Source organism: Trebonia sp. (genome assembly GCF_030042015.1).
Lineage (GTDB): Bacteria > Actinomycetota > Actinomycetes > Streptosporangiales > Streptosporangiaceae > Trebonia.
This window is the reverse complement of record NZ_JASIAL010000044.1, coordinates 1-7,312: the sequence shown is the minus strand read 5'-3', so window position 1 is coordinate 7,312 and position 7,312 is coordinate 1. Positions and strand designations below refer to the sequence as shown.

7 protein-coding genes are annotated in these 7,312 nt (G+C 69.0%); 2 read left to right on the top strand and 5 right to left on the bottom strand.

Annotated features, from left to right (window positions below; all coding sequences use genetic code 11):
- On the bottom strand, positions 1-1,460 hold a 1,460-nt coding region (locus Q1N79_RS01960), incomplete at its 3' end, for a transposase (protein ID WP_300603418.1).
- Complete coding sequence (locus Q1N79_RS01955; RefSeq protein ID WP_300603415.1) at positions 1,373-1,648, bottom strand: transposase family protein; 276 nt, start codon at positions 1,646-1,648, stop codon at positions 1,373-1,375. The genes Q1N79_RS01955 and Q1N79_RS01960, both read right to left, overlap by 88 nt.
- Before the next feature lie 266 nt (positions 1,649-1,914).
- Between Q1N79_RS01955 and Q1N79_RS01950 the strand changes: the two genes are divergently transcribed.
- On the top strand, positions 1,915-2,373 hold the full coding sequence (locus Q1N79_RS01950; RefSeq protein ID WP_300603421.1) for a substrate-binding domain-containing protein: 459 nt from the start codon (positions 1,915-1,917) through the stop codon (positions 2,371-2,373).
- 139 nt (positions 2,374-2,512) lie between these two features.
- On the opposite strand, the gene Q1N79_RS01945 is transcribed toward Q1N79_RS01950, so the two are convergent.
- From Q1N79_RS01945 to Q1N79_RS01935, 3 genes are all read right to left on the bottom strand, one after another.
- On the bottom strand, positions 2,513-3,253 hold the full coding sequence (locus Q1N79_RS01945) for a hypothetical protein (RefSeq protein ID WP_300603412.1): 741 nt from the start codon (positions 3,251-3,253) through the stop codon (positions 2,513-2,515).
- A 4-nt stretch (positions 3,254-3,257) separates the two neighbouring features.
- Positions 3,258-4,367, bottom strand: coding sequence for a helix-turn-helix domain-containing protein (locus Q1N79_RS01940; RefSeq protein ID WP_300603409.1), 1,110 nt, complete (start codon positions 4,365-4,367; stop codon positions 3,258-3,260).
- A gap of 408 nt (positions 4,368-4,775) precedes the next feature.
- Entirely contained in the window at positions 4,776-6,107 is a 1,332-nt protein-coding gene (locus tag Q1N79_RS01935; RefSeq protein ID WP_300603407.1) for a transposase, read from the bottom strand.
- Positions 6,108-6,290: 183 nt separating this feature from the next.
- Between Q1N79_RS01935 and Q1N79_RS01930 the strand changes: the two genes are divergently transcribed.
- Positions 6,291-7,241: a hypothetical protein gene (locus Q1N79_RS01930; RefSeq protein ID WP_300603404.1), complete on the top strand. Its 951-nt coding sequence runs from the start codon at positions 6,291-6,293 to the stop codon at positions 7,239-7,241.
- Positions 7,242-7,312: the final 71 nt, after the last annotated feature.

Below are 7,312 nucleotides of genomic sequence, written 5' to 3'. Positions count from 1 at the left end.
TGCCCGCGCGTCGCGGTCATGACAGCAGGGGAGCCGAAGTGGCACGCGGGTACGGCTGCTGCGCGAGAGGCATTCCTGGCACAGCGGCTGGCGCGGCACGCCACCGCGCGGCCGGTCCTTCCGTGTCCCGCCTGCGGCGAGAACACTGCGGCGCCGCAGGCGCCGCCTGGCAGAAGCGTCAGGCCGTTGATGATGGCGGGCAGGTCGTGGCGCATGCCGGTGGCGAGGCTGTGCAGTTCGGGCAGGTCGCCGGCTTCCACGGCGTCCAGCCAGGCGGGCAGCTCATTTCCCCGCCGCTGGGCCATCATCTTGGCGAAGGAGCGAACGTGCGGGTGAAGGCGCTCGAGGTGGGCGCATCCGGCGGTGGCGTTCTTCACGATCAGCGCGTCGTCCTCGGTGAGGCGGTCGGGGTGGATGAGCAGTGCCTTGCTGATGGTGCGGGGCTTGGGGACAGCCGGGGTGGCAGGAGCCGCGTTGCGCCGGTTCGGGTCGGGGTGGCTGCGGCTGGTTCCGGGCAGCCGGAAGGGCTGCAGGCAGCGGCGCACGGTCTGGGCGCCGCCTTTGAACCCGAGGGCGCGCAGTTCGGCGGTGATGGCCCCGGCGCTGGTCACGCCCTCGTTCCAGCGCTGGCTGACCAGGTCGAGGTAGGGATCGAGCTTGGTAGAGCGGTGCCCGGCCTTGCCGGGCAGTTCCTCCGCGCAGGTGGCGTTCGCGAACCGGCGCACCGTCTGGATGCCGAGGTTCAGTTCACGTGAGACGGCAGAGCGTGAAAGCCCGCGGGCCAGGCACTCTTGCACCTCGGCGTACCGTGTGCGGGTGCGCTCGGCCAGCCGGCGGGCGCGCCCGGGCGGGGCGGCGGGCACGGGCGCAGGCAGTGATATTGGCGCGGGGGGCTCCTGGGCGGCCGGCCCAGCCTGGGCTGCGGCAGCGCGCAGGCAGTGGTGGTGCGCGGCCACGGTCTTCCCTGCGGCCTCGCACAGGTTCTCCCACAGGTGGAACCTGCCGGCGACCTGGATCGCCTGCGGAGCTCCTGTGCGGATGCCCTCGGCATACGCCCCGGCCCTGTCCCTGCACACCGTCTGGACCTCGGGGTGCCCCTTCAGCCAGGCGGCCAGCGTGCCGGACTCGCGGTCGGGCAGCACGTCCACGGGCCGGTGAGTGGCCATGTCGATCAAGATGGTGTCATATGACTGGCCGCGCCGGACCGCAAAGTCGTCAACGCCGAGCACTTCAATATGCCCGGCTCCGGGGACCGGCCGGGTGCGGATGAGCCCGGTCAGCACGTCGCGGCAGCACGGCATCGACAGCTTCGCCGCCAGCCGAGATCCCGGCCGCCCCGCCAGGGTGAGCGCGGTATCGGCGAGCGCTTCGGTCAGCGGCCGGGTGCGCGCGCGAACGGCGTGGTCAGCCCCGGAATCTGCCCGGAGAACGTGGACTGCGCGCAGCGCGGGTTGGCGCACTTGAAGCGCCTTACGCGCACGATGATCTGCACCTGGCGCCCGCCGAGCGGGAGATCGGCGAGCTGACGCTGGTAACGGGCGTGAACCCGGGACGAGCGCCTGCGGCATTCCGGGCACGCTGCGTCGCCTGCCTTCGCCCGGACCCGGAACGTCACCAGGTCGCCGCCGTGCTCGACGCTATCCACCACGGCAGCAGCAAACTGCGGCAAAAGCGCATCAATGCCCTGAGATGTGCACCCCGGTTATCCTGGCCGACCAGCACCATCCTCCACGTGCGACACGCCGGCCAGCACACATCACGTGATCATCGCCAGAGCCCGTATTTCCCCAGCTCTGAGGGGCTGACGATCACATAATCTGGTGGCCACCAGCCCGGAGATCACCAGGCCGCCCAACCGGATTTCCCAATGGCCGTTGACACCGGTGTGCTGCACGGCAGAGAACTAGGCATGCTCTGACCTTAAGGCGTGGTGAACGACTTTCAGTCCCTGGCGAAGGCCGGCGGGCAGCAGCAACATCCGAGGCGGCCCGCGCCGCCGCCCAGCTGCTCGACGGCCCCGACCTGCCCACGGCTTGCATGTGCCACCACGACGACCTTGCCCCCAACGTACTGGCCGAGCTGCAGGCCGCCGGACGCGCTGTCCCCGGCGAGGCCGCCGTCGTCGGTTACGACCCCGACCCAGCCGAGGCGCTGGACCTGACCAGCCTCCGCCAGCCGTTCGCCGAGACCGAGCGCATCGCGACATCACTGCTGTTCGCCGCCATGGACGGCACCTCCGGCAGCACCCAGCAGATGAGCCCCAAGCCCCGTCTCACAATCGGGGGAGCGACCCTGACCAGCGCGCCGGTGAACTCCCAGAGCAGCAGACGGTACCGTCTGTCGAGAGCGCAGCATCAGGCGATGAGCGCCTAGAACAGCTGACCGGTGGACACCGCGCTATGCGCGTCCGGCTTGTCGACTTGTGGATCAGGCTCGGCATCGTCGCGCAACTCCAGCTGGCCGGTCAGGTAGATCCGTGCACCTATACGGCCCGGCGGAGCAGCCGTGCGAGCTAGCTGCGCGCACATGCGGAGAGCAGGAGTTCGGCCACGAGGTCAAGATCGTCGAGGGCGAGATCGGTGCCGCCCGCGTCGTGAATCCACCGCATCGCCTGGAGGCGACGGTCCACGAGCCACAGATCGACATGGAGTGCAATGTCTGCGGCGGTCGACGTGTCGCAGCTGCTGAGTTGAGCTAGTGCATTCGGTCGTACTTGCTCGTCAAGGATGAGCCGGGCTATGTCTTGGAGGTCAGTGCCCTGTTTTGCGGCTACGCGGTTCATGATGGCTTGGAGCTTCATGGCTACGAGAGGTCCTGGCTCGGCAACCAGCGCGCTGACCTCGACCTGCGCTCCGCTCAAGGGCGCCACTTCGATGATGACCTCTGTGGCGGTGTCGCTGGCCCAGGCATGGGCGACGGCGTGCAGGCGGTCGCCCGGATCGTCGCTGGGCTGGTCGATCTCGACCTGCCGGACCTCGAGCACGTCGACCTTGACTTGGCCGTACGCCGTAGGCAGCAGAACCGAAGTTGGCTCGACAGGCTTCGCTCCCCGGGCGGCGCGGAGCACCTGAAGCTGCGGCACTTCGCCGAGCAGCCGGTCGACGACATCGAGATCGGTAGTGGCGCGGTAGGGATTCGAGAGACGGCACATCACCGCCAGCCCGCCGACCACCACTGGTGGCTGGCCGATCAGGGCGCGGACTTCTTCGACGCCTTGGACGACCGCGGCCATCGCGTCACCAATGAACGTCACGCGGTTACCAGACACGCGCCCACCTCTCTGGAGGAGTCCAGGCGCCGAGGATCTCGCGTCCGCGCCCGGCGTCCTGGGCCAGGTCCAGCGCGACGAACACAGGGTGGGCAAGCGGCCATACGAACGGGTTGGTCACCAGGTCAATTCGATGACTGCACACCGCAGGCACGGGGGTGACCCGGACCGCACAGCGCGCTTGCGAACGCGATGAGGCAGCGCCCAGGAGCGTTGTCGCCCGCCGCGGAGTCACCTGGTCGGGCACGTAGAAATCGAGGAGCTGGCCGGTACGCACTGCTAGCGGCGCGCCGTAGGCCACAGCTGCAGCCGAATCAGTGAGCGCCCACCCGATAGTGTTCTCCGCATCGTCGAGTCCGAGCCGCAGCGGCTTGGTGATTGCGGCAAAGTCACCAGGCACGGGCGATCGGGCAAGGTAGATGCGGGCAGTGGGCCAGCGATCGGCAACCTGCCAGAACAGCTCGGTGCCCTCAACGCGGTGCCGGTCGTCGACCACGCCCTCACGTCGAAGTGCAGCCAGGACCTCCGAGACCGTGCTTGCCGACCTGCCGAGCCTGCGTGCCAGTTCGCGAACCGGCACACCAGTGGCAGGTTCCATGAGCAGAGCGGTGGCCACTTCCAAGCCTGCATCCCCACTCAGGGCGTGCGCACGTTCAGTGCGTCCGGTGACTGGCTCCACATCGGCATCAATCACGACGTTGGCCGACCGCAACGCGAGGTGACCGCGCAGGTCGTAGTATCCCGCCCTGTGCGCGATGAGCAGCCTGCGAGCGGTCCCGGTCACCCGGTCGCCAACCACCAGAAGCACCGAGTCGGGGGATAGCGGCGTTTCGATGAGCAGTCGCCGGGCAACCTCGTCGGTTACCAACGCACGACGCCTCACCTGCACTCGAGTCTCGCCGGGCTCGATTACCAGATCGATCCCCTGGCCGGACACGCCAACGGCCTGCCGGGCCTGAACCCCCAGCTGCGTGAGAGCATCAATAAGAAGCGCCTCGGTGTCCACAGTAAACATGATGGCCTCTGTTCGGTGTTCGGTCAATACCGAACACCGAACAGAGGCCATCGATTCTGCCGCCAGTACCAGATCAAGTCCCAACGACCCCAGATTCAGCCGGACCGAACCAGACTCCCTAGTCTTAAGTTTTAACCTTTTCCGTGTTCAGAGTCGTTTTTGGTGTGCGGGGCATGTCGGCTTCGCCGGGGAGCGGGTAGCGGGGTGCCGGGCCTTTGCTGCTTCCTTGGGGCCGGCCGGGCCCGGGGCGGGAGGGTTTCGCGACACGGGCGGGTGTGCCCAGGTCACGGCGGATGTTGCGAAACCCGCGGCGGACCCGGCCCGGGGCCAGCGGCCGGGCGGGGCCGGGGTGCTTCTCCCAGGGGCGGCGGAGGTCGCCGGCCAGCGGCCGGGCGAGCAGGAGCTGGGACCAGGCGGCCATGACGATCTGTGCCCAGCGGTCGGCCTGCTCCGGGGTGCGTACCTTCGCGGCGGTGAGGCCGAGGGCCCGTTTCAGGAACTTGAAGACATGCTCGATGTCGAAACGTGCGAGGTAGGCACGCCAGAGCTCGTCCAGGGACAGGGGGCCGGGGCCGGCGTGCCACAGCCACATGGCCCGGTGCGGGTCCCGGCCGTCCGGCAGGCGGTGACGTGGATCAGGGTGCCGTGCAGGACGGGCAGGTCTTTCCTTCCGTCGAACCAGCCGCGGTCGCCGTGGATGAGGGGGTGGACGTGGTGCCAGGCCTCGGCGCGGACGGTGCCGTAGAGCGGGGTGTCCGGCAGGACGAGGGCCTCGTCGGGCTCGGGGTTCGGGGGCGGCGGCTTCTCCCGGCCCCGGGGTCCGGTGCCGGCCGCGGCGGCGGCTCGGAAGTCCGCGGGCTCCAGGCAGTGCACGGCAGGGCCGCGGCGGGAGGGGCGGCCGCGGCGGCCTTCCCAGGTGACGGGATCGGCGTAGAACACGCTGCCGGCCGCGAGCCGGACCAGGACGCGGGCGGGGCAGCCGAGGAGCCCGTCGGTGAGGGCGGCGGCGCTGTAGCCGGCGTCGAAGATGAACAGCGGCGCGGCCTGCCCGGCGGGCAGCCGGCGCAGCACGTTCCGCACCTGCCTGACCGTCTGCGCTGTCCGGGTGGCCGGCGTGGTTCGCGCCACGTCCAGGAGGGCGGCCCACGCGGTGCGCAGGTACCCGATGGCGGCGGTGAACTGGTACTCCCAGCCGGGCGCGGTCTTGCTGGATCCCTTGCAGTGGCAGGCACCGTTGTGGACGTGCTCCCGGCCCGGGGAGCACCACGCATCCGGCCGCGGGTAGGCGGTCGCGTCGACGGCGGACCGCAGCCGGGCCCACCGGGCGCACGCATCACGGACCTGCGCCGCCTGGCCTGCGGGAACACCGGCCAGTACCGTGTCCAGCAGCCCGTGGCCGATCACGTCGTGCTCCGCGATCCAGGCGCTGGCCTGCGGGCCGTCCACGGCCTGCGGAAGTTCCGGCGCCAGCAGGGTGAAGAGTTCCTCGTCGTCGATCCGCCCGGCGGCAAGCGCGTCGTACAGGGCGCCGTGACCGCGGGTGAACTCCGGCTCCAGGCACGCCTGCACCAGCGACGTCACCGCGTGATCGGCGCACAGGACCGCATCCGCGAGCTCGAACAGGGCATCCGCCCGCGCGTCCAGGCACTCATACAGCGACCGCCGGAACTCCCGCAGCCGCTCCAGCGCCCGGCAGCGCGCGACCGCGGCCTCGAAGACCGCCGGGTCCGGAACCGGGCCGCCCCCGGGACCTGGCGCCAGGGCCGGCCCGGTTCCCGGAAGGGTTTGCACCCCGGAGCCGGGCCGTGGCAGGGTGGTAAGCACGGCCGTTTCCTCTCGTGACGGGAAGTTTCGCAGCAACCAGCATGAGGGAAACGGCCGTTCCTTATGCATCACTCAGATATATGAGCGAATAATAAGCATTCATCATGATATGTACGGAAATCAGGTTAAAACTTAAGCTTAGCAGGACGGCCGTCTGGCATCGGTGGCGCCAGCCTGGCAGATGTGCGCCCGCTGCTGGCCAACCTGACGCGGACCAGCGCCATCCCGGTACTGTCGGCGCTTCGCGGCATGCTCCGCGGCTATGTCGAAGCGGACCAGCTGATGGGGTCCATGTGCATTACCGGGCCGGTCCGGCTTCAGATGCCCGTCGTCGAGAGGGCGTGTGAGGTTACCAGGGGGGCGGACCGGGCTGAGATGCTCCGGTTCGCCTGCCAGTTCACCGAATTCGGCGGGTGGCTGTTCCAGGACGCCGGGGATCTGGCATGCGCGGCGCACTGGACCGCCAGGGCACTCGACTATGCTCTGGAACTCGGCGATCAGCGTGTCATCGCTTACACGCTCATGCGCAAGGCGATGATCGCGACTGAATCAGGCAGCCCTGCTCAGGGCCTTGGCATAGCGAATTCCGCCCTCGAACACAAGGAGGCGCTGACTCCGCGGCTGAGGGCGGTTATCCTGCGCCAGCGATCCTACTCTCACGCGGCGCTGGGGGAAGTCATCGCCTCGGCCAGGGATTCCGATCAGGCCGTCGCCGAGGCTATCGCAGGCACGCGCCAAGACGAGCAGGACCGTGCACCCTACTGCACGCCAACCTACGCTGCGATGGAAGCCGGAGCGTCCTGGCTTGCCCTCGGGCACCCCAGGACCGCAATTCCGATCCTGGAACAGGGCCGCTCGGAGTGGGCGGACAATTCACAGGTCCGTGATTATGCATTGTGCGTGTCACGCCTGGCAGCAGCTTATGCCGAGGCAGGTGAACTCGAGCGCGCCCGGGTAGCCGCCGGGGAGGTCCTGGCACTTGCCCAGGGACTTGGCTCGCGCCGCGTAGCTGGCCGGATCGACCTGGTTTACCGTAGGCTGGGCAGGTGGCGGCAGGATCCTGCCGTGGCCGGCCTGCGAGGGAGCCTGAAGATGCTTGCCGATTCGTTCATGCCCCAACAAGACGCGGGCTGATGAATCATCTCCTGCCCACGGCGACAACATCGGACGAGAAAAACAGGGACGCGAAGTGCGCGGTCCTGCCT